Raw genomic sequence first — 25,173 nt, forward strand, 5'->3', positions numbered from 1 at the left:
AGCATGTTACTGTAGGCCCGGATCGCTGCGCGCCTCCGGGCTTCTTCTATCTGGAACCCTCAATGTTTGGTAACTTAGGCGAAGCAAAAAAATACCTCGGTCAGGCGGCGAAAATGCTGATTGGCATTCCGGACTATGACAACTACGTTGAGCATATGAAGACCAACCATCCGGATAAGCCGTACATGACTTACACTGAATTCTTCCGCGAGCGTCAGGAAGCGCGCTACGGCGGAAGTGGAGAAGGCGGCGTCCGCTGCTGCTAAAGGAGAAAGCATGACCCCGATTGCCGTTACCCTGCTGACCGGTTTTCTCGGCGCCGGTAAAACCACCCTGCTGCGCCACATTCTGAACGAGCAGCACGGCTTCAAAATCGCCGTCATCGAAAACGAATTTGGCGAAGTCTCCGTTGACGATCAGCTGATTGGCGACCGCGCCACCCAGATCAAAACCCTGACCAACGGCTGCATCTGCTGCACCCGCTCTAACGAATTAGAAGACGCCCTGCTGGACCTGCTCGACAGCCGCGATCGCGGTGACATCGTCTTCGACCGTCTGGTGATCGAGTGCACCGGCATGGCCGACCCCGGCCCGATTATTCAGACCTTTTTCTCCCACGAGATCATCTGCCAGCGCTACCTGCTGGACGGTGTCATCGCTCTGGTGGATGCGGTACACGCCGACGAGCAGATGAACCAGTTCACCATCGCCCAGTCTCAGGTGGGCTACGCCGACCGCATCCTGCTGACCAAAACCGACGTGGCAGGTGAAAGCGAAAAACTGCGCGAGCGCCTGACGCGCATCAACTCGCGTGCGCCCATTTATACGGTGACGCACGGCGATATCGATCTCGCTCAGCTGTTCAACACCAACGGCTTTATGCTGGAAGAGAACGTTACCGCGAAACCGCGCTTTCACTTTATGTCCGACAAGCAAAACGACGTGGCGTCGATTGTGGTGGAGCTGGACTACCCGGTAGACATCAGCGAGGTCTCCCGCGTGATGGAAAACCTGCTGCTGTCGTTTGCCGACAAGCTGCTGCGCTATAAAGGGATGCTGTGGATCGACGGCGAGCCGAACCGCCTGCTGTTCCAGGGGGTGCAGCGCCTGTACAGCGCCGACTGGGATCGCCCGTGGGGCGATGAAACGCCGCACAGCGTGATGGTGTTTATTGGAATACAGCTGCCGGAAGAAGAAATTCGGGCAGCGTTTGCGGGGCTGAAAAAGTAAATCGCACCGATCATCCCCTCTCCCCCGCGGGGAGAGGGTTAGGGTGAGGGGGAAACTTATTTCAACGCCTCCGGCAGCGTCACAATCCACAGCTCGCTGTCGGACTCCGGCTTCTTCAGCGGCTTCACGCTGAGCGTGGTTTCCACCGGTTTATCATCCAGCGTCAGCTTGCCTTCCGCGTTCACCCGGTAATCCTTAAGCTTCTTGCCCTCGACCGGGTTTTGCATCGCTACCTTCACGCCAAAATCGTTATCGTTGGCTACCGCCAGCGTTTTGCTGTCAATCAGCGCCAGCCCTTCGGCCTTTTCCTGCTGCCAGCCCAGCGCACGCAGATCGACCACCTGCGTTTTTTCCGCAAGGGTGATGCCGCGCTGCGCCAGCGTTTTCTCATCATCAAATTCCGGGTATTCGCCCGGCTTGTCGAAGGCGGCCAGATCGCTCGCCTTGCTCAGATCCACCCTGTAGATGAGGTTACGCATTGCGTCATTTTTATCCTCACCCTGTTCAATCAGCAGGATGGTGTGGTTATCCAGCCCCACTATGTCGCCGATTTTGGCGTCGCTGTTTTTGCTGTAGGCCGCGCTGTCGACAGGGTAGCCGTATATCGCGGTTTTCCCGGTCGCCGGGTCGAAGCTCACCAGACGGGTAAACAGCGCCTGTTTTTTGCTCTTCCCGTCGATATCCAGCGTGCTTTGCACGGCGGCAATAATACGTCCGTCCGGCATGCGGGTCAGCCCTTCGAAGCCCCGGTTTGCCTGACGCCATTTGATAACATTTGGCAGACCGCCCGCGATGGATTTCTCCCCTTCCGCGGCCTGCGGCCCATGGATCGCGAGGATCTTCCCTTTGCTGTCGACGTTAATCAGGAACGGGCCGTACTCGTCGCACAGCCAGTAGCCGCCTTTGCCGTCCGGCGTGATGCCTTCCGTATCCAGCCCGCGGTTATCGCCTTTCAGTACTTTTAAGGTGTCGCTTAGCGCGACTTCATTGGTGGAACCAATCACACCGCTTTGCAGCGGCAGGCCGTTGATCTCGCCTTTATTGTCATGCAGCGGTCGCGCGTCCACGGCCTCCGCTTTACCGTTTTGCACGCGGATCGTCATCAGCAGCGGGGCGAAATCCGGGGTAACAAAGATTTTGGCATCGTTTTTCCCCATTTTTGGCGAATCCGCGTTAGGACCGCGATCGGTCACGGTCGCAAACGTCAGCGCATCGCCCTGCTTGCCCGTAAACAGCAGACCAGAACCCATCCCCACCGGGAGCCCGTTCGGGAACGCATCGGCAAACGCGCCGCTGTATTTCACATGGGAGCCGTCAGGGAAGCTGACGATATAGCGCTCAGCGGTAGGCTGCGCAGCCAGGCCAGAGAAAGAGAGCGCACAACCGATAAGCACAGGAATAATTTTTCTTTTCATATTGTTAGCATCCAGTAAGTGAAGCCAACAACGTAATGAAGAAACGTGTCAGAAAAATGACATGAAAAGACAGCGGATCGGCAAAGAAATACGTATAGCAATCACCAGAAATGTAAACCTCTGTCTTGATCTGTGACAGCCGAAATACTTTTGGAAATTATTAGAAAATTAATTAATTCACCTCAAACGGCTTTCTTCGCCTCGTTCATTAAACGTTTAGCCAAAAATATAAACTTTCCCTAAACACGAATGGATTGAGGATTGACGATCTGCCATAAAAACATCTCATCAACATTTAAGATTAAAAAAACCAACAAAAACAGCATAAAACTGCGATACCCATCACATTTGCAGTCATAAACATCCCTTGTTAAGGTGCCCTCAGATTAATTTGATGACGAGGAAACACGCATGAAAAAGCTTAACGTTCTCATCCTTTCTGCTCTCACCGCCGTATCGGGCTCCGCACTGGCAATGGGCGGCAGCATTGAGCAGGGTAAAAACTTTACCAATCTGAATGTGGAAATGGGCAAATCAACCTCCGGTCTTTACACCGAAGGTAATTGGCTGAAAAACACCGACGACGGCACCACGACCGGTGGCGTGGGCGCAGGCTACAATTTCGAAGTCGGCCCGGTAATGCTGAACGCAGGCGCTAAGGCCCTCTACGTTGGCCCGAAGAAAGGCGATAACGGCGTGGCGTTCCCGGTCGGCGGCGGTGTGAACGTTGCCCTGACCGACAGCATCAGGGTATTCGGTGAAGGCTACGTTGCGCCAGACGGACTGAACAACAGCGTGAAGAACTACGTTGAAGCTAACGGCGGCGTAAGCTGGACCCCGGTCAAACCGGTTACGCTGAAAGTGGGCTACCGCCACGTGAGCGTTGATGGCAAAGACGGTCGTCCAAACCACACGCTGGTAGACGGCGCTTACTTCGGCGGCGGCGTGAGCTTCTAAGCCACCTGATAGATAAAAAAACCTGCCCTTCGGCAGGTTTTTTATTACTACGTCACTTACGCACCACCACCAGCTTCTGGTTCACAAACTCTTTGATCCCCAGATCCGACAGCTCGCGTCCGTAACCCGAACGTTTTACGCCGCCGAACGGCAGTTCTGCCGCCGTATCGGTGAGCCAGTTGATGTACACCATCCCGGTCTCAATGCGCGACGCCATTTTCTTCGCGCGCTCGATGTTCTGGCTGAACACCGCTCCGCCCAGACCGTAGTGGGAGTCGTTCGCCAGGGTAACCGCCTCGTCGTCGTTTTTCACCACATAAATCTGCGCTACCGGACCAAAGAACTCTTCGAAATACGCCGGGTTATCGCGCGAGATATTGGTCAGGATGGTCGGCTCAAAGAAGCTCCCGTCACGCTGCACCGGCTTGCCGCCATGGTGCAGCTTCGCGCCGTTTTTCACCGCCTCGTTAACCTGCTTAGTTAGCGTCTCCAGCGCGTCTTTGGATGACAAAGGCCCCAGCGTGGTACTTTCGTCCAGCGGATCGCCAATCTTCACCTGCTTAAACGCCTCGGTGAATTTGTTCAGGAAGGCGTCTGCAATCTTTTCATGCAGGATAAAGCGCTTCGCCGCGGTACAGACCTGCCCGGCGTTATTAAGCCGCGCGTTAACGCCGATCTTCACGGCTTTCTCCAGATCCGCATCGTCCAGCACCACGAAGACGTCGTTCCCGCCCAGTTCAAGGGTCGATTTTTTGATGTGTTTCGCAGCCTGTGCCGCAACCACGCTACCCGCTTTTTCTGAACCGGTCAGCGCCGCCCCCTGTACGCGATCGTCGGCGATGATGTTCGCCACCTGTTCGGACGAGATAAACAGGTTGGTCCACGCCCCTTCCGGCGCGCCCGCTTCACGTACCAGCTGTGCAAAGGTTTCTGCACAGTGCGGCACGATGCTGGCATGCTTGGCGATCACCGGGTTGCCCGCTGCCAGGTTTGGCGCCAGAACGCGCATCAGCTGATAGTATGGGAAGTTCCATGGTTCGACGGCCATCAGCACGCCGATGGGGTGATGTTCAACCCATGCTTCCCCGAGTTCAGAGTCATACTTCACCGGGGCCAGGAACTGCTTCGCGTTGTCAGCATAGTAGCGGGCGATTTGCGCGCATAGCTTCACTTCACCGCGGCTTTGTTCGATGAGCTTACCCATCTCCTGACTGGCGATTTTCGCCAGATCCTCCACGCGTTCGTCGATCAGGTCCGCCAGCTTATGCAGCACCGGCAGGCGCTGGCTTATGTCGCCTTTCGCCCATTCGGAGTGATAGAGCGCATCGGCTGCCTTCAGCGCCGCTTCAACGTCTGCGTCAGTGTGAGAGGGATATTCTTTGATGAGCTGGTTCGTGGCAGGATTTACTGTCTGGTAAGCCATATCGAATCTCCTTGTTTTACCGCTTAGGGTATTAAGGGTAGTCAACATGACTGGCTATGGACGTAAAGTTGGGTATATCCGGAAGGTTCTGAGTAAAGCGATGCCATACCGTGGCTGGCGTGGTATAAAAAACCTTCAGAAGGAGTTGCTATGACCGATACCCGCCACATCCGTCAGACCTTTCACCGCGCCTCAGGTCTTGAGCTGCGCAGCACGTGGCAGAGCACGCAGGCCTATAAGCGTCATTGTCACCCGCAGCTCTCCATCGGCGCGATTGTGGAAGGCCAGACCTGCTGCGTCAGTCATGGGAGAGAGTCTATCCTGAACCCCGGCGATCTCATTGTCATCCCGGCTTACGCGCCGCACAGCTGCAATCCCGTCAACGGGCAACCGCGCAGCTACCATATGCTCTATATCGACACCGCTCTTCCTCTGGCGTTCCAGGTGATTCGCGACCCTGCGCTCTTTAAGCGCTACCTTGATGTTGTTGAGACGATGTCACCTGCCTCCGTGGACACGCTACTTTCTGCCCTTCCCCGCTGCGTGGAAAACGCAGACGCGCTTCGCTCTACCAGTCAGCACCTTCAGCAGGCATTTCTTGCCGACCTGGCCGCACCACCTTCGCTTGACGAACTTGCGCAACGATTCTCGCTGCGCAAGGAGACGCTGATCCGCACCTTCCGGCAGGACACCGGCCTGACGCCGGTCAGCTTTCTCAACGTTTCCCGCGTGGAGTACGCCAAAGCGCGGCTGCGTGCCGGAGACGACATTGCCGACGTCGGCTACCAGAGCGGGTTTGCCGACCAGAGCCATTTTCATAAGACCTTTGTGCGCTACACCGCCGCCACACCGCGCCAGTACGCTACGGGCCGATCAATAACAGACAATAAATAGGTTCTGTGTTTTCGTAGTCTGGCCCCAGTTTTGCATTCTGAGGTCGCTATGGAACTATTCTTCCCTTCCGCTTTTCTCGCCCTGGCGCTGGCGCATTTTGTTGCCCTGTTAAGCCCTGGCCCGGATTTCTTCCTGCTGATGGGCTACGCCGCCCGCTACCGACTGCGCGGCAGCGCCGGATTGTGCATCGGGATAGCGGCAGGAAACGGGCTTTACATTTTGCTGGTCATTATAGGATGGAGCGCGCTGCGTCAGTTCGCGTGGCTGTTCACGTTGATTGAATTATCCGGTGCACTGTATTTGCTCTGGATCGGCTCGCATCTTGTACGCAGCCGACCGCAGACGCTGGCGCTAAATGAAACAGATGAGCGCTGCCCTTCGCTGCGTAAGCAGATCCTGCTGGGGCTGGGTTCGGCGTTGTTAAATCCCAAAAACGCGTTGTTCTACCTGGCGCTAATGACGGCGTTACTCGGGCCGCACGTCACGCTGCTTCAGCAGGCGACCTGCGGCGTCTGGATGGTGATGGTAGTACTGGTATGGGATTTTGCGCTGGTATCGCTGATGGGGTTACCGGCGGTTCAGCGAAAGCTCAGCCGTTCGCTCTGGCTGATAGAGCGCACGGCGGGGGTGGTATTGATGGGGTTTGGTGGGTGGGTGCTGTGGCGGTTTTTGCACTTTTCCCCCGTATCCCTCTATCCTTAACCCATGGAAAAGCATACCGAACTCAAACGCGCCAAGCTTCTCGCGCTGTCGCTGCTGCTGATTGCCGTCGCAGCGTTTATCACCACCCTGTTCCTGCCGCAAACCTTCTGGGTGCGCGGCGTAAAGGCCATTGCCGAGGCGGCGATGGTTGGCGCGCTGGCGGACTGGTTTGCCGTTGTCGCGCTTTTCCGCCGGGTGCCCATTCCCTTTATCTCGCGCCATACGGCGATTATCCCGCGCAATAAGGACCGCATCGGCGACAATCTCGGCCAGTTCGTGCAGGAAAAGTTTCTCGATACGCAATCCCTTGTCGATCTTATCCGTCGCTACGAGCCCGCACAGATGATTGGGACCTGGTTCAGCCAGCCCGATAACGCCCGGCGCGTGGGGCAGCATCTGGTGCAGGTGATGGGCGGTTTTCTGGAACTTACCGACGATGGGCGCATCCAGCGCCTGCTCAAACGCGCGGTGCATAAGGCTATCGACAAGGTCGATTTAACCGAGACCAGCGCCGTCATGCTGGAAAGCATGACCAAAAACAACCGTCACCAGGTGCTGCTGGACGCCATCATAAACCGCCTGATTACCCTGATTCAGCGGGAAAGCACGCGGGAATTTATTGCTGACCAGATCGTTCACTGGCTTAAGACCGAGCATCCGCGCAAGGCCATGGTGCTGCCCACCGAGTGGCTGGGCGATCAAAGCGCGGAGATGGTGTCGAACGCGGTGAACACGCTGCTGGACGATATCAGCCACGACCGTACGCACCAGATCCGTCAGGCGTTTGACCGCGCCACGATCAAGTTCATCGACAATCTGAAAAACGATCCGGAGATGACGGCGAAAGCCGAGAATATCAAACACTACCTCAAGAATGATGAGGCCTTTAACCGCTATCTGGGGGAAATGTGGGCTGACCTGCGCCAGTGGCTGAAAAATGACATGCAGAGCGATGATTCCCGCGTGAAGCAGCGTATCGCCAACGCCGGGCTGTGGTTTGGCGAAACGCTGACCAACGACGCCAGCCTGCGGGCGTCGCTGAATGAGCATCTGGAGCAGGCCGCGCACCGCGTGGCGCCGGATTTCGCCGCGTTCCTGACGCGCCATATCAGCGACACGGTGAAAAGCTGGGATGCCAAAGACATGTCACGTCAGATAGAACTCAATATCGGTAAAGATCTTCAGTTCATTCGCGTTAACGGTACCCTGGTGGGCGGTACGATTGGCCTGATCCTGTTTCTGCTCTCGCAGCTACCCGCCGTGCTGGGGCATTAATCCGCTTTTGGCGGCGCGATAACGTAGCGCGTCGCCTCGAAGCGATTCAGGATCAGGTGCACCAGAAAGACCATCGTCAGCGTGACCACCAGCGCGAAGGTAACGGAGGTGATGCGGTATAGATCGCTGAACACCAGGTCGCTGTCCGGGTGCATGTTCTGCCCGAACATAATGCCGATGGTGGTGATACTGGCGAAGCCTACCCCGGCGCCGACCTTCTCCATTACGTGCAGACGCGCGCCAAACGCCAGACCAAGGCCAATCAGCGGCATCATCAGCAGCATATGGCTGCTGTGATCGTAGAGGATAAGCTGGACGACAAGGATATAGAGGCACCCCAGCACCACGCCAACCACGCGCCAGATGGAGCTGATAACCGAGCCGCGATAGTGCATCGGGAACAGGATCAAAATCCCCGCCATCAGCGCCGAAAGCGAATCGCTTAAGTCGCTAATCTGGAACACGACGAAAATCAGCGTCGCCACGGTGCCGGATAGCAGCGACTCGTGGCGCACGCGGGCGTCGTCTTTCTCAATCAGCGGCGGCGGCTTGCGCGGCTCCACGTCCGGCAGCAGGTAGTTCATCAGCGCGCTCAGGCACACCGCCATCACGCTCGCTTCGATGTTAGAGAATAAAAGCGTGTGCCAGTTGGTGGTGGGGTAGCTCATAAAGTTGAGCATCACGCTCTGGCAAACCACGCCCATCGAGCCGAACAGGAACAGCGGCCCCTTACTCATAAAGCGAAAACGCATCACGTACAGGGCAAACACCACCAGCGTCATGATGACCGGCCACTGCGACAGATAGCCGATAATCAACACCATTTCGACGCAGTTCAGCGAGGCGCTGAAGATAAACTGCTTCGCCACGTGGCGATTAAACACCGGTACCAGCGAGAGAAGCATGATCGGGTAGACCACAAAAAACACGCCGTAGCTGGTGTTGTAGAAACTCGAAATACTGAGCGCAATCATCCCGGCAAAGACGATACGCAGGGTCTGGCGAAAGTCGTTTGTCGTATAGACGATGTTGCCGTGCGGGGTAAATACCCGTGCCAGGGTGCTAATAGACATAGTGAAGCAGGCTCACCAGATGGATTTGCATCCCGGAGAAGAATCGCGCAAACGGCCCTTCGCTGTTGTAGAGCTGCACAGTGGCGCGCGCGCCGGTCGGCAGCGGCTTCGGTAAGGCTTCGTCCAGCGCTACGTGAATGCGCATACGCTGGGCATCACGCACCCAGCGGTTGGAGGTTTCCGGTTCAGAAAGTTGACCGTTTACGGCCTCCTGTCCGGCGAGGATCCCCGCGTCGCTGCTGGTAACGTGGGCACGGAAAACGTGCCCCGGGAAGGCGTCAAACACCACGGCAGCGTCGGTCCCCTGATGGGTATGACGCAGGCTCTTCTCGCGGAAATCCGCCACGATATCGATCCGGGTGTTCACCAGCGCCAGCGCAGCCGAACCGGATGAGGCGTAAAAACCGGGGCTTAATTGCAGGTTACTGACCGTGCCGTCCGCCTCGGCGTAGACCTTCGTCCAGCCAAGATTCAGCTCCGCTTCATCCAGCGCGTTACGGTATTTTTGCAGCGTCACGTTACGGTGCTCATCCCGCTCGCCGCGCTGAATGCGCAGGTTATGAATATTCGCCTGGATCGAGCTGACGGACTGCTCGCTGCTCTGCCAGGTGGTACGGACCTTATCCAGATCCGCCTGCGATACGTTCTGCAAGGTGCTCAGTTTCTGGTAGCGGTCGAATGTCACTTTGTCGTTACGCGCGGTCAGCACGGCGGTTTTCAGGCTGGCCTGCGCTGCGGCAATCTGCGCATCCAGCTGATCGTTAGACAGACGCGCCTGTTCCAGCGCGATCTGCGCCGCCTCGACCTTATTGCGAAACGGCGTGGCGTCGAGCTCAAACAGCAGATCGCCTTTCTTAACCTGGCTATTGTTATGGACATGTACCGCCGCCACATACCCGGAGACGCGGGCAGACACCGGGGTCACCACGCGCATCACGGTGGAGTCCGGCGTCAGCGGGATCCAGATATCCGCGACGATAAAGTAAACAAACATCAGCAGGAAAGAGGCAATACTCACCCTTACCCAGCGGGCAAACTTTTGTTCAGGAGTCATTATTTTTCGGTCTTATTATCTTCTTCGCGGATTGTCCGCAAATTGCAGGCGATTTGATTGAGAGTAGCGCTGAAAATATCGATATGTTCCGGCGCGATGTTTTGCGATACGCGCGCCTGGAACGTCTCAATCACCTGAGAGAGCCTTTCAAGAATGGCTTTTCCCTCAGGCGTCAGCGTCAGCAGCCGGATACGCTTGTCATACGGCGAGACGGTGCGCAGCAGGTAGCCCTGCTTTTCCAGCTGTGTCAGCGTGCGCATTAAGGGAGGCAGTTCAATGCCCTGCACTTCCGCCAGCTCGCTGACCGAGACGTTATCCCCGAGTTGATGAAGCTGCATCATCACCGTCCAGCTCGACTGGGTTAACCCGGTGTCGAGAATGGCGTCGTCGATGACTGCGCGCCACTGACGCACGATCATCGCCATCCGCATGCCCATCGGCCTGCGGCTAAACAGATCTTCTTCACTCATGGGGAGCCCTCTCGTAGTACGCCATCACGATAATAGTTATCAGGATAAGTATCAAGAAACGAGAAGTTAAAGCGCAGGAATTGCGAAACGATGTTCTCCCTCTCCCTGTGGGAGAGGGTCGGGGTGAGGGCATCAGCCCGCAGCGGCGTTTAGCGGCTAAAATGCTTCCTGACGGCACTTTTCCCCGAAGCCGTCACCACCACCTCCCGATAACCCGCCACCCGCTGGATCCAGCCTTTGCTTTCCATGTGGATAAGCAGCGCAGCGCCCGCCTCACCGCCAAGATGAAACCGCCGCTCGCTCCAGTCCAGGCAGGCGCAGCAGGCCTTCCGACGCGGATGAGCGCTTAACGGAATACCGAGCGCCAGGAACTGCTCCCGACCATACAGGGTCAATGCGGAACCGTCAGCCTCCAGCCAGCCTTCCGCCTGCATGAAATCATAGATCTGCACCGCCACCGCGCCTGCGAGATGGTCGTAGCAGGTCCGGGCTTCACGCATGGCTTTCGGCGCGCTGGTTTCCGGCGGGGTAATGCGGCTCCACGAAAGCCCCATCATCTGTTCCACCAGCGCCGCCACGTCGTGCCCGGCAAGACGATAATAACGATGCCGCCCTTGCGACAGGCAGGTAATTAGCTGCCCTTCAACCAGCCGGGCAAGATGCCCGCTGGCGGTCGACGGCGCAACGTCTGCCGCCGCACTCAGTTCAGTGGCCGTCCACGCACGCCCGTCCATTAGCGCACAAAGCATCTTCACGCGCGACGGATCGGCCATTGCAGCCGCCACCGCGGCAATCGCCTTTTCCAGCATCGCGCTGTTATCAGAGGGTAAGCTCGTCTTTAACATTCGTCGCCCAGGGTGTGGTGATCTCAGCGGCCAGCTTATCATCATCCGTCAGCAGAATAAGGTGATTCGCATGGTCACTGTACTGAGTCAGGATAGACACGCCGCGTGCCGCCAGCGCCGCCGCTATCTCGCCCAGCTCGCCAGGACGCTCCTGCTTAAGCTTTCTGATCACCGGCTTTCGCAGCGCCTGCACGGTAAACCCGGCGTCGAGCAGCACACGGCGGGCTTTTTCCCCGTCCTCCACCAGGAAATGGGCATCGGTACCGAATACGCCGCCACCCTCAAGCCCCACGCCGTTGCGCCCCAACAGCTGTCCAAAGCGCGCCAGCTCGCCGGGCCCGTCGCGGAAAATCACGTGAACGTCATACATCCGCGTGCCCTCCGGTTTCGGAACTGTATTCCCGCACCAGCTGCGCCACGCGAATACGGTAGAAAGAGAAAATCAACGCCCGTCCTTCGGCCTGCGCCGCCTGATGAAAGACGTTCTGCTTCCAGCGGCGGACGGCCTCTTCATCCCGCCACCAGGAAAGGGAGAGGATTTTGCCGTCGGTCGTCAGGCTCTGGAACCGTTCGATATCGATAAAGCCGTCGATGTCGGCCAGCAAAGGCTTAAGCTCTGCGGCAAGTTGGAGGTAGCGCGCCTGATGGGCAGGCGCGGCTTTGGCTTCGAAAAGGACTGCGATCATGATGGTCTCTCCGCTGTGATGTTGAGGAGAGAATGCAGGATGGAAAAGCACAATGCTTCGGTAAAGAGCGAAGCTTTAGCCCAGAACCGACCTCGGCTCCATAAACGCGCGGATCCCCCACTCGCCCATCTCGCGCCCCACGCCGGAGTGCTTAAACCCGCCAAACGGCGCTTTCGGTTCATGAGCCAGGGTGTTCACCAGCACGCGACCGGAAACAATCTGCTGTGCCACGCGTCGCGCGCGGTCCACATCGCCGCCCAGCACCATCGCGCTCAGGCCGTACTCGGTATCGTTGGCAACGGCAATCGCCTCCGCCTCGTCCTGATAAGGGATTACGCACAGCACCGGGCCGAAAATCTCGTCGCGGGCAATGGTCATCCGATTGTTCACGCCGGCAAACAGCGTCGGACGCACAAACCAGCCGTCCCGCGTGCCTTCCGGTCGCCCTTCGCCGCCCGCCAGCAGGCGCGCCCCTTCTTCGATTCCTTTGCGGATATAGCCCTGCACCCGCAGCCACTGCTTTTCGCTGACCATCGGGCCGACGTCTGTCGTGCTGTTGCGCGGGTCGCCGGATTTCACCGCCGCCACGGCCTGCGCCAGCGCGGTTTCGATCTCCGCCTTGCGCGAGTAAGGCACCAGAATGCGCGTCCCGGCCACGCACGCCTGCCCGCTGTTCATAAACCCGGCCTGGATCACCAGCGGGATCGCCTGCTCGAGATCCACATCATCCAGCAGGATCGTCGGCGATTTACCGCCCAACTCCAGCGTTACGCGCTTAAAGCTTTCCGCCGCGTTGCGCAGGATCGCCTTGCCGGTATTCGTGGAACCGGTGAACGAGATTTTCGCGACGTCCGGATGGCGGCTGAGGGTTTCGCCCACCGTCTCGCCGCGTCCGGTGACGATGTTAAACACGCCCGGCGGCAGCGCGGCGTCGCGCAGCGCTTCGGTGACAATCTGCGTTTGCAGGGCGCTCATTTCGCTCGGCTTGATGACCGCCGTGCAGCCCGCCGCCAGCGCGGCCGCCAGTTTGCCGCAGATAAACCCCGCATCGCTGTTCCACGGCGTAATCAGCCCGGCCACGCCGAGCGGCGTCATCTGCACCGTTGCGGCACCTGCGGAGGTGACAAACTCAAATGCCTCCAGCGCCTCGATGGCCTGAGCAATCACCTCTGCCGGATAGCTTGCCATCCACGCCGAGCGCGAGGCGGGCGCGCCGTACTCTTCAATGACCGCTTCCAGCAGAGCGTCGTGACGAGCGGCCACGGCGGCGTGCATGCGCTTCAGCGCGGCGATGCGTTCCTGCTTTGTGGTCTGCGACCACGCCGGAAACGCCGCTTTCGCCGCCGCGATAGCGCGTTCAGCGTCAACCTCATCCGCCAGGCGAACCTGGCCGATGACCTGCGCCGTCGCCGGATTGTACAAATCAAACCGTTCGGTACCGTGCGGGGTAACAAACTCGCCGTTAATAAAGATCTGTTCGATGGTGTGCATATAAACCTCCTCAGGCTGTGTGAGCCCAGTCTGTCACGGCTTCTCCGTTGCGATAATCCACGCTATGCTGCAAGGGTTGTTTCGATTTTCAGGATAATCTATGCATCGTTCAGGTCTGACAGAGCTGGAAGTGGTGATGGCGGTGGTGCGGCGCGGCAGCTTTCGCGGCGCGGCGCAGGAACTGGGGATGTCCGCCACGGCGGTCAGCAACGCCATCGCCGGGCTGGAGAGCCGCCTTGAGACGCGGCTTTTCAACCGCACCACCCGCAGCGTGGCGCTCACCGACGCCGGACAGCGCTACGTGGCGCGTATCGGCCCGGCGCTACAGGAGATCCGCCTCGCCGGGGAGGAGATCCACAGCGACACCGGGGAACCCGCCGGAACGCTGCGCCTCAACGTGCCGAACCATATCGGCACCCTGTTTCTGGACCAGCTGCTGATCGACTTCATGATCCGCTACCCGAAAATGCGCGTGGAAACGGTGAGCGAAGCGAGGATGATCGACATCGTCGCCGAAGGCTATGACGCGGGGATCCGCCTCGAAGAGTCCGTTCCGCAGGACATGATCGCCGTGCCGCTGACCGGTGAGATCCGCCAGCTGGTGACCGCCACGCCGGACTATTTCGCCCGTCACGGCATACCCGAGACGCCGGACGATCTGCTTTCACATCAGGGGATCGGCATGCGCATGGCCCACGGCGGGATCTACCGCTGGGAGCTGGCGCGTCGGGGGGAAACGTACGCCCTTGCCGTACCACCGCGCTTTGCGACGTCCGATCTTTTTGCCTCGATCCGCGCCGTAAAGGCGGGATTAGGGGTAGGATTTTTGCCGGAACTGTATATTCAGGACGAGCTGAAAAGCGGGGAGCTGGTGAGCGTCTTAAACGACTGGGCGCAGCCGTTTGCCGGGCTGCGCCTGTACTACCCCGGCCATCGCCACGTCCCGCCGGGGTTGCGGGCGCTGGTGGCGATGATCCGCAAGCGCGGGATTATTCCAGGTTAGCCTTGTTCAGCCCGTACGCCGCATCCAGCGAGCCCGGCTCCATGCGGGAGGTAATGCCCAGGCGGTTCCAGGCGTTGATCGCCACGATGGCGAAGTTCAGCTCTGAAATCTCCACGTCCGAGAAGTGCTCCGCCACGCTGCGGTACAGCGCATCGCTCACGCCGTGAACGCCGATTTGGGTCAGCGCTTCGGTGAAGGCCAGCGCCGCTTTTTCACGGGCGCTGAACAGCGGGGACTCGCGCCAGGCCGCCAGATGGTACAGGCGCAGCTCGCGCTCGCCGGCGATTTTCGCCTCTTTTGAGTGCATATCGAGACAGAACGTACAGCCGTTCAGCTGCGACACGCGAATGTCGATCAGGTGCTTCAGCGCCGGATCAATAGAGGTTTTCGCCACTTCCATGCTCAGGGCGGAAAGCGCGTTGGTGAGTGCAGGTGTGGCTTTGTGGTGGTTTACGCGAGTGCTCATTGTCTTTCCTCTTTTTTGTGCGGCATTTGTCATGCGATGAAGCAAATCTACGCCGTTCATGACATAGTAAAAAGATACAAAAATCGTGAAATGAGGTAGGACATGAAGCCGGGCTATCACGAGATTTATTCCCGCTATCGCGACAACATCATGCGCGGCGTGCTGAAGCCGGGCGACAGGGTACCTGCCATCCGCGTGCTGGCGGAAGAGCTGAAGGTGGCGCGCAAAACCGTCGAGACGGCGTATGCCATTCTGACGGGCGAAGGGTATCTGGTGAGCCAGGGCGCGCGCGGGACGCGGGTGAATCCGGATCTTCTGCTGCCCGCGCAAAACGCCCCCACAGAACAAGCGACCGGCACGCTGCCGGCGTCGTTGATTAGCCAACGCGAACGAGCCGGTTTTCTGCGCCCCGGCATTCCCGCGCTCGACAGCTTCCCCTATAAAAAATGGCTGCTGCTGGCGGGCCAGGCGACGCGCGCCATGCGTCAGGATGAAATGCTCAACCCGCCCGTTCTGGGCTGGTATCCGCTGCGCGAGGCGATAGCCCGCTATCTCAATATCTCGCGCGGGTTATCCTGCACTGCGGAACAGGTAATGATCACCAGCGGCTACAGCGGCAGCCTGCGCCTGATCCTCGACACGCTCGCCAGCCGCAGCGATAAGGTGGTATTTGAGGATCCAGGCTACTTTATGGGCCAGCAGTTGCTCAAGCGCATTGTGCCCCGCCTGCACACCGTGCCGGTCGATCGCGCAGGGATGGATACGGACTACCTGCTGCGTAATCACCACGATGCCCGCTTCGCCATCGTTACTCCGTCGCACCAGAGCCCGCTGGCGGTGACGCTCTCCCTGCCGCGCAAGCAGCAGTTGCTCGACTGGGCGTCACAAAACGAGGCGTGGATTATCGAAGATGATTATGACGGCGAATTTCACTACACCCGCAAAGTGCTGCCGTCGCTGAAAAGCCTCGACCAGCATGACAGGGTGATCTTTATGGGCACCTTCAGCAAAACCATCATGCCATCGCTGCGCATGGGGTACGTGGTGATGCCCGCCAGCACCGTCGGCGCGTTTACCGACAGCGCGGACATCCTCACCAGCGGCCAGCCGGTGCTGACGCAAAAGATCCTCACCGCGTTTCTCAACGAAGGGCATTTTTTCCGTCATCTGAAAAAGATGCGCGCGCTCTATCAGACCCGCCGCGACTGGATGATTGCCGCCCTGCGTGAGGTCTATGGCGATCTGTTTTTCACCGAGCAAAACGACGGCGGGATGCATATTGTCGCGTTCCTCGCAAAGGGAAGCGCTGACCGGGAGATCGCCCGCTGCTGGCAGGAACAGCAATTGCAGGTCAATGCGCTTTCGGCGTGGTATCACGGATCAGGAAAACGCTACGGGCTGGTGATGGGCTATAACAACGTGCGGTCGTATCAGGAGGCGCTGGATTTGCTGGAAATGCCGAAACGGCAGACGCTAGAACTGTTGAGCTGAAAACCACCGGGTGGCGGCTGCGCCTTCCCCGGCCTACGGTCTCCTGTAGGCCCGGTAAGCGTAGCGCCACCAGGCAACCCTATGCTCACACATCATATCGCGATAACCCGACGTCCTTGAGCTGCTCGTCGCTCATCTGGCTCAGAATACGGCGGGTACGGTTGATGCGATACCAGTTACGCAGCGTTTTCGCTACCCAGACAAACGCGATAAACGGACGTTTTGAACGATTCTCGTAGAATTCCATGATGCTCTCCTCGCTGTGCCAGTGGGGTTATCATCCTGGAAATCGACCTGCGCAATACAGATGCAAAAACAACTTTTGTTTAACATACAGATCCGCTAAAACGGTATCTGCATGCCGTTTTTTGCGGCAATCTGTACTGGTTTAATAATCTGTATGGTGAAAATAAAGGATACAGCATGACGCGCTATCAACATCTGGCCAACCTCCTGGCGGAACGCATTGAACAAGGGCTGTATCGCAGCGGCGAACGTCTGCCGTCGGTACGCACGCTGAGCCAGGAGCACGGCGTGAGCATCAGCACCATACAGCAGGCCTACCAGATCCTCGAAAACCTCCAGCTGATCACGCCTCAGCCGCGCTCCGGCTATTTCGTCTCGAAACGCAAAGCCCAGCCGCCCGTCCCGGCGATGACCCGTCCGGTACAGCGCCCGGTGGACGTTACCCAGTGGGATGAGGTGATGATGCTGCTGGACGCCCGCGCCGACAAAGAGATGATCTCCTTTGGCGGCGGTTCGCCTGATATTAACCAGCCGAGCCTGAAGCCCCTGTGGCGCGAGATGAGCCGCATCGCGCAGCATAACCCCGGCGAGATGCTGAGCTATGACGTGCTCGACGGGCGCCTGGAGCTGCGCGAGCAAATCGCCCGCCTGATGCTGGACGGCGGCTCCACCGTCGCGGCAAACGAAATTGTCATTACCAACGGCTGCCACGGCGCGCTGTCGATCGCCCTGCTCTCGGTGTGCAAACCGGGGGATATCGTGGCGGTGGAATCGCCGTCGTTTCACGGCACCATGCAGATGCTGCGCGGCTTTGACATCAAGGCCATTGAAATTCCCACCGATCCTGAAACCGGGATCAGCATCGAAGCGTTGGAGCTGGCGCTGGAGCAGTGGCCGATCAAGGCGGTGATCCTGGTGCCAAACTGCAATAACCCGCTCGGGTTTATCATGCCGGAGGCGCGGAAGAAGCAGGTCTTAGCCCTGGCACAGCGGCACGATATCGTGATTGTTGAGGATGATATCTACGGCGAGCTGGCGGCGGAGTATCCGCGTCCGCGCACCATTCATTCTATGGATATTGATGGTCGCGTGCTGTTATGCAGTTCGTTTACCAAGACCGTGGCGCCGGGCCTGCGCGTCGGCTGGATTGTGCCGGGGCGCTATTACGATCGGGTGATGCACATGAAGTACGCCGCGGGCGGATTTAACGTGCCGGGCACGCAGATGGCGGTGGCGGCGTTTATCCGCGACGGCCATTACCATCGCCACGTGCGGCGTATGCGCCAGATTTATCAGCAGAATATGGAGACCTACACCTGCTGGGTGCGGCAGTATTTTCCGGCAGAGATATGCGTCACCCGCCCGCAGGGCAGCTTCCTGCTGTGGGTTGAGCTGCCGGAGACGGTCGATATGGTGTGCGTCAGCAAGCAGCTGTGCCGGCTGAAGATCCAGGCCGCGGCCGGGTCGCTGTTTTCCGCCTCCGGAAAGTACCGCAACTGCCTGCGGATCAACGTAGCGCTGCCGCCGACAGACAAAAATCGCGAGGCATTGAAAAAGATGGGTGAAGCGATTGTGATTGCGATGGAGGAGTAGTGCGGCATTTTGCCCTCACCCCGCCCCTCTCCCACAGGGAGAGGGAGAAAACCGCTCCCGCCCCCCGGCAAAATCAACAACTCAGAACTTCCACGAAACGCTGCCCACAATGCTGCGTTCTGCACCGAAGTAGCAGTAAGAGAGAGAGTTACAGGCCGCGACGTAGCTTCTGTCCGTCAGGTTATTGACGTTCAACTGCGCGCTCACGCCCGTGAGCCCCACTTTCGACAGGTCATACCCCACGGTCATATCCACCAGCGTGTACGACGGAAGCGTATGGGTATTCTGGCGATCGCTGGCGATCCCGTTGACATAGCGCACGCCGGAGCCGACGGTCAGGCCGTCCAGCGGGCCGGTTTTGACGTCGTAGCTCAGCCAGGCGCTGGCCATGTTACGCGGGGCATAAACGGCGCGCTTGCCCTCCTCTTCCGGGCTGCTCTTCTTGTAGCGAATATCCGTGTAGGTGTACGCCGCCTGCATACGCAGGCTGTCGGTCAGCTGACCAATCGCCTCCAGCTCAACGCCTACGGATTCGATTTCACCAATGGAACGGTACGGATCGGTCGGCTCCTCTTTAGTGGCAATGTTCTTCTGGTTGATGCGGAACACCGAGGCGCTGAACTGGCTGTTCATCCCCTCTGGCTCATACTTTACGCCCGCTTCCCACTGCTTGCCCTTCATCGGATCCAGGATATTGCCCTGCTCGTCGGCAAAGCTGGTCGGCGTAAAGGCGGTGGAGTAGCTGACGTACGGCGCAACGCCGTTATCAAACAGATACAGCAGCGCCGCGCGGCTGCTGAAGTTGTTTTTATCCAGATCGCTGCGGGTGTGGTTAAAGTTGTCGACGTTCGACACGCTCACCTGGTCGTAACGCCCGCCGAGCGTCAGGCGCCAGCGGTCAACGGACATCTGATCCTGTAGGTAGTAACCGGTCTGGCGAAGCTTATGCTTTTCCCGGCTGTACTGGGTGATGTAGTCCGGCTTCGCACCGTAAACCGGGTGGAAGGCGTCAATCGGCGGGAAGCCGCCATAGTAGCCGGTCACGTTGTTGGTGCGGTCCTGATAGTCCATGCCGATCAGCACGCGGTGGTTCACCGCCCCGGTGTCGAAGCTGCCGTCGACCTGGTTATCCAGGGTGATGGCGTTCATCTTCTCGTCAGAGCCGGAATAGCCGCGATTCAGCTCGGTGTCATTCAGCCAGCCTGCGGCATACACCTGGTTCAGCTCGACTTTGGTGTGCAGGTAGCGCAGCTTCTGGCGCACAGACCAGCCGCTGTCAAACAGGTGCTCGATGTTATAGCCGACCATGTTTTCCCGACGATCGTACTTGTCGTAATCGTCCTCGCCCTCGAAGAAGGTGTTGGAGATTTTCTTACCGCTGTGCGGTACAACGGTGCCCTCATATGGCAGGCCGGAGTGGCTGCCGCCTTCCGGATCGCGGTGCAGGTAGGCCATCAGATCCAGACGGGTGCTGTCGGTGATACGCCAGGTCAGGCTCGGCATCAGGGCGTAACGCTCTTCTTTGAGCGGATCGAACTGGGAATCAGCATAGCGGGTCATCCCGCTGAGGCGCACCGCCACGCGGTCGTTATCATCAACCGGGCCGGTCACGTCGAACATCGCCCCACGCTGGTTATTGTTACCGGCGAAGAGCTTAATCTCCCCGCCAGGATCGAACGATGGCTTACGGGAGGTGAGCGCCACAATCCCGCCCGGCGATGAGCGGCCATAGAGCACGGAGGCCGGACCGCGCACGACTTCGATACTGTCCAGGAACCACGGGTCAACCACCAGCGAGCTGTGGGAATTGGTGTCGCCCATCATCTTCAGGCCGTCGAGGTAGACGTTGTCCAGACTGCCGTCCGAGAAGCCGCGCAGCACCATGTAGTCAAAGCGGTTTGACGCCCCGATCTGGTTGCTGTAGACCCCCGGCGTGTAGCTCACGGCCTGACGCACGCTGGTTGCGCCCTGCTCTTCGAACTGCTCGCGCGTGACGATAGAGACCGACTGCGGGGTTTCAATATCCGGTGTTTCAAGCTTGGTGGCCGCAGACTGCATCTGCGAGGTCACCACCACGGTGTCAGTTTTTTGGGCATCCTGCGCCAGTAAAGGAAAAGCGACGCTACCGGTAACCCATCCCACCAGCAGTGCCAGACGCGATTTAGCAAACATAACCCTCTCCAGAGATATTTCTTATTGTTAATAAGAATTATTACCTTTTTGAGAGTGCAAACGGCTATGCGTACAGCCAGGTTACGTATGCGCGATGCTAAACCGCACGGGATGCATTCGCGCGACAGGAGAAATTACGTTAGCGGAGTTTGCGCACGTCACCCGGTGAAATCCCGTAATGACGACGAAACGCGGTGGCGAAGTTGGTGGCATGCTGATACCCGCACATCCACGCCGCCTGCTGCACGCTATGGCCTTCCAGCAGATAGCGGCGCGCCAGCGCAAGGCGACAGTTGCGGAGATAGTCGAAGAGGGTGCAGCCATAGCGCTGACGGAACTTGCTACGCAGGCTGCTTGGGCTCATTGCAGCCAGGGCTGCCAGCTGCGCGAGAGTATGCTCCCGTTCAGGAGACTGTTCCAGCAGGCTCCGCACGCGTTCAAGACGCGCATGCTCAGGGCGGCTTGGGCAAGGCTGCTGGCGCTGGTTGAGGCCATGGCCGAGCAGCTGATACATCAGCCCCTCAAGCAACAGCTTGCGTGAGAGCACGCTTCCCCCCTGCCGCTGCGCATGCAGAATACCTGACATCACAAACTCGGGAACCTGCCAGACAAACGCGGGTGCATTCAGGCTTTGCCATTCCAGAAGCAATGACTCAAGCAAGGCTTCACGTCCGGCATCGTGCGGGTACACGCCAAACGAGAGCGTTTTCAGCGTGCTGTCGGCATCGTGACGCGCGCTCATTACCTGATCTTCACTCAGACGTGAGCTGAACGCCATGCCCGGGCGGACGGGATAATTGATATCATTGAGCGTGAGCGTCACGCACCCTTCCAGCACCACCAGCATATAGAGCGGGCTGCTGTGGCGAGAGGTGGTTTCATAGGGCTGTAATACACGTACGTCGGAATGGGTCAGCGAAATGCCGGACGAGAGCATCATCTCTTCAACATTCCCCTGCAACACGGGGCTACCGCTGACCTGCGCCTCTTTTAACTGGGGGAAACGGTAGTCGATGCCATAGCGCTCGCCGAATACCTGAAAATCTTCAACAAAAAATATGCGTTTCGCTGATTTATTTTCACTCTGGAGCATCATTCGGGGCCTGCATCGGGAAAGGACAGGCAAAACAGTACCATCCATTTGCAATGGCAGCAATCACCGGGCGCAGACACTATTACGCTCCGGACGAAGCCGGAGCGAAGGCATATATTTCCTTGCGAGAGATATATTTATGCTTCCTGCCACTCAGCAAAAACCTCTTTATGGTTTTTGGTCAGGACAACTTTATTATCTTCGACTTTATCAACCCAGCCGAGAGGAATAAAATGGTGCTTGCCGCCCGATTCCGGATCGCTCTTCGCAAGCTTGATACGCTCACCATCAAGATGGTCCACAACCCCGACGTGCGTTCCGCAGCTGGCGACAACCTGAGTGTGATCCTTAATTGCGCTTTTATCTACCATAATTATTCTCCTGTTTCGGTTATTTGCCTGTTGCACGAAATTAACTGTAGCGCATAAATTAAGGCTTAAACGCCCTATTAGCATTTTGAAACATCATTGACAGAACCGAATATTCATTCTACTTAACGCCGAAATGAAAAAATAAGAATGAGATGAATTATTACTGACTGATTATTTCCCGTTCATAATTAACTTATCGCAACCAACGAGGAGGTATTTATGACGATTCGCAACAATCGGACAGAAATTTCGCTGGCTCTTGGTGAAGCGGTTTTAGACATCGTGCAAAAAGGCCATGAGTTATCGCGAGAAAATCTCGCCCAGGCGATGAAAATCAAAGCAGAGAAAGAGCGCGACGATGAGCGGCTTCTTAACTACTGGAAGGCGTGTAATATGCTGGTTTGAACGTAGCGGCGTTTAGGCTGACTAAACGCCGCCTGCTCTTACTCGTCGAAGTACCAGTACCCCTGGTTAATCAGCCCGGTGAGTTCGTCCACAAACGCCGGATTATTCAGCGCCTCGCCCAGCTCGGCCTGGCCGAGCTCGGTGTAGCGGCACAGCGCGTCTGCCCCGTTCACATCCGCCGTTTCCAGCTGTTCACTGTTGATAAAGAAGCTGCCGTTAACGTTCAGCACGCGCAGGCCGCTCAGGCGCGACAGCGTTTCGCCGCCCTGAAGCGCGTCCAGCACCTCTTCTGCGGAATACGGCGGCTCGGCGGCGGCAATATCCAGCTCGTGACGCGGCGTGGAGACGAAGCTGCCAAACCATTTCGTGAAATCATCCGGCTTGCTAATCATGTCGATCATCATCTCGCGAATGCGATCAAGCTCGTACTGCTCCACGCGGCCCGGGTGTTCGCGGCAGGTCAGATCCGGATCGCTGTAGTGTTCGCCGCCCAGATCGTTCTCCAGCGCATAGTCGGCAAAGCTGCTGATCAGATCGCGACCGTTCGGCCCGCGAAAACCGACAGAGTAGTTGAGCGCGGTTTCATGGGTGAAGCCGTCATGCGGGAATCCAGGCGGAATGTAGAGGATATCGCCCGGCGCCAGATCTTCGTCGATGATCGGCTCAAACGGATCGACATGTAGCAGAGCCGGATGCGGGCAGAACTGACGCATCGGCAGCTTGTCACCCACGCGCCAGCGGCGGCTGCCCATCCCCTGGATGATAAACACATCGTACTGATCGATATGCGGCCCAACGCCGCCGCCCGGGACAGAAAAGGAGATCATCAGGTCATCGAGACGCCAGTCCGGCAGGACGCGGAACGGACGCACCAGCTCTGCGGCGGGCATATGCCAGTGGTTCACCGCCTGCGCCAGCAGGGACCAGCCGGTTTCACCGAGGTTATCGAAATGCTCAAACGGGCCATTGCTCGCCTGCCACTTGCCGTTAGCGTGGCTTACCAGGCGGCTATCGACTTCCGGCTCCATCGCCAGACCCGCCAGTTCATCAGGGGTAATGGGGTCGACAAAATTCGGGAAGGCATTTTTCAGTACAACGGGTTGTTTTTGCCAGTATTTTTCAAGAAATTCCGGCCAGTTCAGGTTCAGTTGATACGCCATGGTTAGCACCAGTGAGAGGGTAAACAGGCGCGATTATAGGTAAGAAAGCAGAGGGGGAACTTGTCATGGGTCAATCGAGCGCGTGTAGGTCGGGTAAGGCGAAGCCGTCACCCGACGCACACGCGGGCTAAAACTTAATCCAGGTTCAGCTCGTCATAATGGGTGATCAGTTTGCCCACGATGCCGTAGTCCAGCGCTTCCGCCGGTGACATCCAGAAGTTACGGTCGGTGTCTTTCTTCACTTTCTCCAGCGGCTGGCCGGTGGCGTCGGCAATCAGCTTGTTCACGCGTTCCAGCATGCGGATGATCTCCCGCGCTTCGATCTCAATATCCGTTGCCTGACCGCGCACGCCGCCCAGCGGCTGGTGGATCATAAAGCGGGTATTTGGCAGCGAGTAGCGGTGCTCTTTTTTCGCCGCCAGGAAGATGGTGATCCCGGCGCTTGCCACCCAGCCGGTGCCAATAACGTGTACTTCCGGACGGATAAACTTAATGAAGTCGTGGATGGTATCGCCCGCTTCTACATGGCCGCCCTGGCTGTTGATGTACAGCTTGATCGGATCGTTACTGACGCTTTGCAGCAGGATCATCTGAGTGATGACTTTCTGGGCCAGCTCCTGGTTGATTTCACCGGAGATGACAATCGAACGGGATTCCAGCAGTTTTTGCTGTAGAGCGCCCGCGCCGTTTGTTCCTTCCGCTTTTTCTTTATCGTCACTGCTTTTCAGTGTGTAGTGCATCGTTATGTCCTCAGCTTGTCGCGCTCAAAATCAGAGTGTAGCCTGTTTTACCCGTCGGCGTCCTCACACAAAACATCGCGTGTCGTGCGCTGGCTCCGCCCCCGGAAAGGTCTCTAAAAACAGCGCTCCACTCCTAACTAATTCGCCACATTTTTATTACACTTTCATATCATCTTCATATTGGTAAATGATAATAATAATTAATGTGTTAGTATGAATGAGGATAGCAAACAGTCGCTTACGTTCAAAAAGGCGCTATTTTATTGTCGATGATTTACTGATCACACACCGGGGCGGTGAATGGAACACATTGTTTATGTGGTTGATGACGATGACACAGTCAGACAGTCCGTTGTCAGGCTGCTGGAATCCGCGGATATGCACGCCCTTGGCTTTTCCTCAGCAGAAGCCTTTCTCAGCCATCCCTTTGAGGATCTGCCCTCCTGCGTGATCCTCGATATGCAGATGCCCACGATAACCGGATTTGATGTCGCAGATGCGCTGAAAGCCAGCGGGCGGGAAATACCGATCATCTTTCTCACCGGTCACGGCACCATCCCTATGTCCGTCCGGGCGATCAAAGGCGGAGCCTACGAATTTCTCACTAAGCCCGTTGAATCCAGCGCGCTCATCGGCTCCATCGAATCCGCGCTCAGACTGGCACAGCACAACGCCGCCCGCGTCAAAGAGCACTACGCCCTGAAGCAGCGCCACATGTCCCTCACGCCGCGCGAGCATGAGGTGCTTGAGCTGGCCATCAGCGGCAAGCTCAACAAGCAGATCGCCGCCGAGCTGGGCGTCAGTGAGATCACGGTGAAAGTGCACCGCCGCCGGGTAATGGAGAAAATGCAGGTCCGCTCCGTGGCCGAACTGGTCAGGGCCGTCGAGCGCCTGACCAAACATCAACCAGTGGAATAA

27 protein-coding genes are annotated in these 25,173 nt (G+C 57.8%); 11 read left to right on the forward strand and 16 right to left on the reverse strand.

The window, feature by feature from the left end:
- The first annotated feature begins 62 nt into the window (after positions 1 to 62).
- Both ACOTX1_RS10320 and yjiA read left to right on the forward strand, forming a co-directional pair.
- On the forward strand, positions 63 to 266 hold the full coding sequence (locus tag ACOTX1_RS10320; RefSeq protein WP_003856610.1) for a YbdD/YjiX family protein: 204 nt from the start codon (positions 63 to 65) through the stop codon (positions 264 to 266).
- A gap of 10 nt (positions 267 to 276) precedes the next feature.
- Positions 277 to 1,230 (forward strand): GTPase, encoded by a 954-nt coding sequence (gene yjiA, locus ACOTX1_RS10325; RefSeq protein ID WP_003856612.1) that lies wholly within the window; start codon positions 277 to 279, stop codon positions 1,228 to 1,230.
- Between the two features lie 56 nt (positions 1,231 to 1,286).
- Here the strand turns inward: yjiA and ACOTX1_RS10330 are convergent, their stop codons facing one another.
- Positions 1,287 to 2,645, reverse strand: coding sequence for an esterase-like activity of phytase family protein (locus tag ACOTX1_RS10330; protein ID WP_023315334.1), 1,359 nt, complete (start codon positions 2,643 to 2,645; stop codon positions 1,287 to 1,289).
- A gap of 411 nt (positions 2,646 to 3,056) precedes the next feature.
- On the opposite strand from ACOTX1_RS10330, the gene ACOTX1_RS10335 reads away from it, so the two are divergent.
- Complete coding sequence (locus ACOTX1_RS10335) at positions 3,057 to 3,602, forward strand: YfaZ family outer membrane protein (RefSeq protein WP_003856615.1); 546 nt, start codon at positions 3,057 to 3,059, stop codon at positions 3,600 to 3,602.
- A 52-nt stretch (positions 3,603 to 3,654) separates the two neighbouring features.
- Here the strand turns inward: ACOTX1_RS10335 and ACOTX1_RS10340 are convergent, their stop codons facing one another.
- Positions 3,655 to 5,025: an NAD-dependent succinate-semialdehyde dehydrogenase gene (locus ACOTX1_RS10340; protein WP_023315333.1), complete on the reverse strand. Its 1,371-nt coding sequence runs from the start codon at positions 5,023 to 5,025 to the stop codon at positions 3,655 to 3,657.
- 150 nt (positions 5,026 to 5,175) lie between these two features.
- Between ACOTX1_RS10340 and ACOTX1_RS10345 the strand changes: the two genes are divergently transcribed.
- From ACOTX1_RS10345 to ACOTX1_RS10355, 3 genes are read left to right on the forward strand one after another with little or no spacing between them, the layout of a single operon-like run.
- Positions 5,176 to 5,919, forward strand: a complete 744-nt coding sequence (locus tag ACOTX1_RS10345) for an AraC family transcriptional regulator (protein ID WP_023315332.1) — start codon at positions 5,176 to 5,178, stop codon at positions 5,917 to 5,919.
- Between the two features lie 48 nt (positions 5,920 to 5,967).
- Complete coding sequence (locus ACOTX1_RS10350) at positions 5,968 to 6,621, forward strand: LysE family translocator (RefSeq protein ID WP_023315331.1); 654 nt, start codon at positions 5,968 to 5,970, stop codon at positions 6,619 to 6,621.
- 3 nt (positions 6,622 to 6,624) lie between these two features.
- Entirely contained in the window at positions 6,625 to 7,896 is a 1,272-nt protein-coding gene (locus ACOTX1_RS10355; RefSeq protein WP_023315330.1) for a DUF445 domain-containing protein, read from the forward strand.
- Here ACOTX1_RS10355 and ACOTX1_RS10360 read toward each other — a convergent pair.
- The 7 genes from ACOTX1_RS10360 to ACOTX1_RS10390 form a co-directional block, all read right to left on the reverse strand.
- Entirely contained in the window at positions 7,893 to 8,969 is a 1,077-nt protein-coding gene (locus ACOTX1_RS10360) for a DUF2955 domain-containing protein (RefSeq protein ID WP_023315329.1), read from the reverse strand. The genes ACOTX1_RS10355 and ACOTX1_RS10360 overlap by 4 nt on opposite strands.
- The gene (locus tag ACOTX1_RS10365) at positions 8,959 to 10,026 is read right to left on the reverse strand and encodes an HlyD family secretion protein (protein ID WP_086527941.1); all 1,068 of its coding nucleotides are present in this window, start codon (positions 10,024 to 10,026) and stop codon (positions 8,959 to 8,961) included. The genes ACOTX1_RS10360 and ACOTX1_RS10365 overlap by 11 nt, the downstream gene beginning before the upstream one ends.
- Positions 10,023 to 10,493, reverse strand: coding sequence for a MarR family winged helix-turn-helix transcriptional regulator (locus tag ACOTX1_RS10370; RefSeq protein ID WP_003863089.1), 471 nt, complete (start codon positions 10,491 to 10,493; stop codon positions 10,023 to 10,025). The genes ACOTX1_RS10365 and ACOTX1_RS10370 overlap by 4 nt, the downstream gene beginning before the upstream one ends.
- A 149-nt stretch (positions 10,494 to 10,642) precedes the next feature.
- Complete coding sequence (locus ACOTX1_RS10375; RefSeq protein ID WP_032608444.1) at positions 10,643 to 11,338, reverse strand: ArsR/SmtB family transcription factor; 696 nt, start codon at positions 11,336 to 11,338, stop codon at positions 10,643 to 10,645.
- Entirely contained in the window at positions 11,313 to 11,708 is a 396-nt protein-coding gene (locus tag ACOTX1_RS10380) for an amino acid-binding ACT protein (protein WP_022650340.1), read from the reverse strand. The genes ACOTX1_RS10375 and ACOTX1_RS10380 overlap by 26 nt, the downstream gene beginning before the upstream one ends.
- The gene (locus tag ACOTX1_RS10385) at positions 11,701 to 12,024 is read right to left on the reverse strand and encodes an antibiotic biosynthesis monooxygenase family protein (RefSeq protein ID WP_023315328.1); all 324 of its coding nucleotides are present in this window, start codon (positions 12,022 to 12,024) and stop codon (positions 11,701 to 11,703) included. Before ACOTX1_RS10385 ends, ACOTX1_RS10380 begins: the two co-directional genes overlap by 8 nt.
- Before the next feature lie 75 nt (positions 12,025 to 12,099).
- On the reverse strand, positions 12,100 to 13,515 hold the full coding sequence (locus tag ACOTX1_RS10390) for an aldehyde dehydrogenase family protein (RefSeq protein WP_023315327.1): 1,416 nt from the start codon (positions 13,513 to 13,515) through the stop codon (positions 12,100 to 12,102).
- 100 nt (positions 13,516 to 13,615) lie between these two features.
- Here ACOTX1_RS10390 and ACOTX1_RS10395 point away from each other — a divergent pair, with 100 nt between their 5' ends.
- Positions 13,616 to 14,518, forward strand: coding sequence for a LysR family transcriptional regulator (locus tag ACOTX1_RS10395; RefSeq protein ID WP_023315326.1), 903 nt, complete (start codon positions 13,616 to 13,618; stop codon positions 14,516 to 14,518).
- Here ACOTX1_RS10395 and ACOTX1_RS10400 read toward each other — a convergent pair.
- Positions 14,505 to 14,984, reverse strand: a complete 480-nt coding sequence (locus ACOTX1_RS10400; protein ID WP_003863077.1) for a carboxymuconolactone decarboxylase family protein — start codon at positions 14,982 to 14,984, stop codon at positions 14,505 to 14,507. The two genes, ACOTX1_RS10395 and ACOTX1_RS10400, sit on opposite strands and share 14 nt — an antisense overlap.
- A gap of 102 nt (positions 14,985 to 15,086) precedes the next feature.
- Here ACOTX1_RS10400 and ACOTX1_RS10405 point away from each other — a divergent pair, with 102 nt between their 5' ends.
- Positions 15,087 to 16,475: a PLP-dependent aminotransferase family protein gene (locus tag ACOTX1_RS10405; protein ID WP_023315325.1), complete on the forward strand. Its 1,389-nt coding sequence runs from the start codon at positions 15,087 to 15,089 to the stop codon at positions 16,473 to 16,475.
- Between the two features lie 85 nt (positions 16,476 to 16,560).
- Here ACOTX1_RS10405 and ACOTX1_RS10410 read toward each other — a convergent pair whose 3' ends face one another.
- The gene (locus tag ACOTX1_RS10410) at positions 16,561 to 16,722 is read right to left on the reverse strand and encodes a DUF1127 domain-containing protein (RefSeq protein WP_003863073.1); all 162 of its coding nucleotides are present in this window, start codon (positions 16,720 to 16,722) and stop codon (positions 16,561 to 16,563) included.
- Positions 16,723 to 16,898: 176 nt separating this feature from the next.
- Between ACOTX1_RS10410 and ACOTX1_RS10415 the strand changes: the two genes are divergently transcribed.
- Complete coding sequence (locus ACOTX1_RS10415; RefSeq protein ID WP_003863072.1) at positions 16,899 to 18,314, forward strand: PLP-dependent aminotransferase family protein; 1,416 nt, start codon at positions 16,899 to 16,901, stop codon at positions 18,312 to 18,314.
- An 81-nt stretch (positions 18,315 to 18,395) separates the two neighbouring features.
- Here ACOTX1_RS10415 and foxA read toward each other — a convergent pair whose 3' ends face one another.
- From foxA to ACOTX1_RS10430, 3 genes are all read right to left on the reverse strand, one after another.
- The gene (foxA, locus tag ACOTX1_RS10420) at positions 18,396 to 20,504 is read right to left on the reverse strand and encodes a ferrioxamine B receptor FoxA (RefSeq protein ID WP_114003018.1); all 2,109 of its coding nucleotides are present in this window, start codon (positions 20,502 to 20,504) and stop codon (positions 18,396 to 18,398) included.
- Positions 20,505 to 20,625: 121 nt separating this feature from the next.
- The gene (locus ACOTX1_RS10425) at positions 20,626 to 21,582 is read right to left on the reverse strand and encodes a helix-turn-helix domain-containing protein (RefSeq protein WP_023315323.1); all 957 of its coding nucleotides are present in this window, start codon (positions 21,580 to 21,582) and stop codon (positions 20,626 to 20,628) included.
- A gap of 134 nt (positions 21,583 to 21,716) precedes the next feature.
- Positions 21,717 to 21,950, reverse strand: coding sequence for a DUF2171 domain-containing protein (locus ACOTX1_RS10430; protein ID WP_003863067.1), 234 nt, complete (start codon positions 21,948 to 21,950; stop codon positions 21,717 to 21,719).
- Between the two features lie 219 nt (positions 21,951 to 22,169).
- On the opposite strand from ACOTX1_RS10430, the gene ACOTX1_RS10435 reads away from it, so the two are divergent.
- Positions 22,170 to 22,355 (forward strand): hypothetical protein, encoded by a 186-nt coding sequence (locus ACOTX1_RS10435; protein ID WP_003863066.1) that lies wholly within the window; start codon positions 22,170 to 22,172, stop codon positions 22,353 to 22,355.
- Between the two features lie 38 nt (positions 22,356 to 22,393).
- On the opposite strand, the gene ACOTX1_RS10440 is transcribed toward ACOTX1_RS10435, so the two are convergent.
- Both ACOTX1_RS10440 and ACOTX1_RS10445 read right to left on the reverse strand, forming a co-directional pair.
- Positions 22,394 to 23,515, reverse strand: coding sequence for a cupin domain-containing protein (locus tag ACOTX1_RS10440; RefSeq protein ID WP_022650334.1), 1,122 nt, complete (start codon positions 23,513 to 23,515; stop codon positions 22,394 to 22,396).
- 134 nt (positions 23,516 to 23,649) lie between these two features.
- On the reverse strand, positions 23,650 to 24,255 hold the full coding sequence (locus ACOTX1_RS10445) for an ATP-dependent Clp protease proteolytic subunit (RefSeq protein WP_003863062.1): 606 nt from the start codon (positions 24,253 to 24,255) through the stop codon (positions 23,650 to 23,652).
- A 300-nt stretch (positions 24,256 to 24,555) separates the two neighbouring features.
- On the opposite strand from ACOTX1_RS10445, the gene ACOTX1_RS10450 reads away from it, so the two are divergent.
- Complete coding sequence (locus ACOTX1_RS10450) at positions 24,556 to 25,173, forward strand: response regulator transcription factor (RefSeq protein ID WP_003863061.1); 618 nt, start codon at positions 24,556 to 24,558, stop codon at positions 25,171 to 25,173.

The sequence above is a fragment of the Enterobacter cloacae complex sp. IR5401 genome (assembly GCF_049238425.1).
GTDB lineage: Bacteria > Pseudomonadota > Gammaproteobacteria > Enterobacterales > Enterobacteriaceae > Enterobacter > Enterobacter hormaechei_C.

Excerpts from the sequence above, each read along its gene's own strand:
- ACOTX1_RS10320 (WP_003856610.1), top strand. The coding sequence starts at position 63 with ATGTTTGGTAACTTAGGCGAAGCAAAAAAATACCTCGGTCAGGCGGCG.
- yjiA (WP_003856612.1), top strand. The coding sequence starts at position 277 with ATGACCCCGATTGCCGTTACCCTGCTGACCGGTTTTCTCGGCGCCGGT.
- ACOTX1_RS10330 (WP_023315334.1), bottom strand. The coding sequence starts at position 2,645 with ATGAAAAGAAAAATTATTCCTGTGCTTATCGGTTGTGCGCTCTCTTTC.
- ACOTX1_RS10335 (WP_003856615.1), top strand. The coding sequence starts at position 3,057 with ATGAAAAAGCTTAACGTTCTCATCCTTTCTGCTCTCACCGCCGTATCG.
- ACOTX1_RS10340 (WP_023315333.1), bottom strand. The coding sequence starts at position 5,025 with ATGGCTTACCAGACAGTAAATCCTGCCACGAACCAGCTCATCAAAGAA.
- ACOTX1_RS10345 (WP_023315332.1), top strand. The coding sequence starts at position 5,176 with ATGACCGATACCCGCCACATCCGTCAGACCTTTCACCGCGCCTCAGGT.
- ACOTX1_RS10350 (WP_023315331.1), top strand. The coding sequence starts at position 5,968 with ATGGAACTATTCTTCCCTTCCGCTTTTCTCGCCCTGGCGCTGGCGCAT.
- ACOTX1_RS10355 (WP_023315330.1), top strand. The coding sequence starts at position 6,625 with ATGGAAAAGCATACCGAACTCAAACGCGCCAAGCTTCTCGCGCTGTCG.
- ACOTX1_RS10360 (WP_023315329.1), bottom strand. The coding sequence starts at position 8,969 with ATGTCTATTAGCACCCTGGCACGGGTATTTACCCCGCACGGCAACATC.
- ACOTX1_RS10370 (WP_003863089.1), bottom strand. The coding sequence starts at position 10,493 with ATGAGTGAAGAAGATCTGTTTAGCCGCAGGCCGATGGGCATGCGGATG.
- ACOTX1_RS10375 (WP_032608444.1), bottom strand. The coding sequence starts at position 11,338 with ATGTTAAAGACGAGCTTACCCTCTGATAACAGCGCGATGCTGGAAAAG.
- ACOTX1_RS10380 (WP_022650340.1), bottom strand. The coding sequence starts at position 11,708 with ATGTATGACGTTCACGTGATTTTCCGCGACGGGCCCGGCGAGCTGGCG.
- ACOTX1_RS10385 (WP_023315328.1), bottom strand. The coding sequence starts at position 12,024 with ATGATCGCAGTCCTTTTCGAAGCCAAAGCCGCGCCTGCCCATCAGGCG.
- ACOTX1_RS10390 (WP_023315327.1), bottom strand. The coding sequence starts at position 13,515 with ATGCACACCATCGAACAGATCTTTATTAACGGCGAGTTTGTTACCCCG.
- ACOTX1_RS10395 (WP_023315326.1), top strand. The coding sequence starts at position 13,616 with ATGCATCGTTCAGGTCTGACAGAGCTGGAAGTGGTGATGGCGGTGGTG.
- ACOTX1_RS10400 (WP_003863077.1), bottom strand. The coding sequence starts at position 14,984 with ATGAGCACTCGCGTAAACCACCACAAAGCCACACCTGCACTCACCAAC.
- ACOTX1_RS10405 (WP_023315325.1), top strand. The coding sequence starts at position 15,087 with ATGAAGCCGGGCTATCACGAGATTTATTCCCGCTATCGCGACAACATC.
- ACOTX1_RS10410 (WP_003863073.1), bottom strand. The coding sequence starts at position 16,722 with ATGGAATTCTACGAGAATCGTTCAAAACGTCCGTTTATCGCGTTTGTC.
- ACOTX1_RS10415 (WP_003863072.1), top strand. The coding sequence starts at position 16,899 with ATGACGCGCTATCAACATCTGGCCAACCTCCTGGCGGAACGCATTGAA.
- ACOTX1_RS10425 (WP_023315323.1), bottom strand. The coding sequence starts at position 21,582 with ATGATGCTCCAGAGTGAAAATAAATCAGCGAAACGCATATTTTTTGTT.
- ACOTX1_RS10430 (WP_003863067.1), bottom strand. The coding sequence starts at position 21,950 with ATGGTAGATAAAAGCGCAATTAAGGATCACACTCAGGTTGTCGCCAGC.
- ACOTX1_RS10435 (WP_003863066.1), top strand. The coding sequence starts at position 22,170 with ATGACGATTCGCAACAATCGGACAGAAATTTCGCTGGCTCTTGGTGAA.
- ACOTX1_RS10440 (WP_022650334.1), bottom strand. The coding sequence starts at position 23,515 with ATGGCGTATCAACTGAACCTGAACTGGCCGGAATTTCTTGAAAAATAC.
- ACOTX1_RS10445 (WP_003863062.1), bottom strand. The coding sequence starts at position 24,255 with ATGCACTACACACTGAAAAGCAGTGACGATAAAGAAAAAGCGGAAGGA.
- ACOTX1_RS10450 (WP_003863061.1), top strand. The coding sequence starts at position 24,556 with ATGGAACACATTGTTTATGTGGTTGATGACGATGACACAGTCAGACAG.